1 protein-coding gene is annotated in these 1,019 nt (G+C 47.0%); it reads right to left on the bottom strand.

All coding sequences use genetic code 11. From position 1 onward, the window contains the following. Positions 1-503: reverse transcriptase domain-containing protein (locus FTU16_RS16415; protein WP_257227164.1), on the bottom strand; the 503-nt coding region annotated here is incomplete at its 3' end. Positions 504-1,019: the final 516 nt, after the last annotated feature.

Genomic DNA, 1,019 nt, shown 5'->3' on the forward strand with positions numbered 1-1,019 from the left:
CGTTCTACATAGAGAAGAATCCATGGAATTTCGCAGTGTTTCTTAAGTGCACGCATGAGTAGATTATGATCAATGTTATCAAATAAACCTTTGATATCAAATTCCACAACCCAGTCATAATCCCAACTTCGTCGCCTCACCATAGCTATCGCATCATGGGCAGAACGCCCTGGACGATAGCCATAAGAGTTTGGATGAAATAGAGGATCAATCCGTGGCTCCAATATAAGCTTGACAGCTGTTTGTGCTACTCGATCCGCTACTGTTGGAATGCCTAACATACGTACCCCACCTGATTTCTTTGGAATCGGAACACCTTTGACTGGCGATGGAAAATAACTGCCTGAACAAAGTCGATTCCATAGTTTATACAGGTTGCCTTTTAAGTGGTGTTCGAATTGCTCAATAGATTCATGATCGATGCCTGCAGCACCGCCATTCTCTTTGACTTTCTTAAATGCCTCCCAGATTAACGCTTTAGGAATGTTAAATGGTTTGGTCATAAAGTTTTGCTCCTCCTGCTTGCACAGTTGACAAATCCGTAGACCTGGATAATGCAACCCCTTCGCTCCATTACCATTACAGTAACTTCAACACTACTACGAGTTGCTCCGCCCCTTGGTGACGCATTGCTATTATCAGCCTTGCCTTTTGAGCTTGTGCCTTTCGCTTGACATCGCCACCGAAGGTTCCCGCAGTTCAACGTAAGAGCCTGAATTAGGATCGCGCTGCCTCTACGCCGGACACCGAATGGCCCGTAAGCAGGTAACGGCCAAACTAATCGCGGGGTAACTTCCATCCCCGGTTTTGATGTCATTTGAGTACTTTCGACACTTGAACGGCAGTTCACTGTTGTTCGCCTTCCTAATTCTTACCTGACATCTCTACGATGCCTTTTCCATAACGCTCACGACCGGGACTTTTGATCCAAGCCGCTTATGGTGGTTTGCTACCTGCTCCTGCAAGCCGATAGCGAGGGGCCATACCCTCATCTCTTACGCCGCTTGCTGCGGCACACT

It is taken from the genome of Acinetobacter sp. YH12069 (assembly GCF_013419675.1).
In the GTDB taxonomy this organism is placed as follows: domain Bacteria; phylum Pseudomonadota; class Gammaproteobacteria; order Pseudomonadales; family Moraxellaceae; genus Acinetobacter; species Acinetobacter amyesii.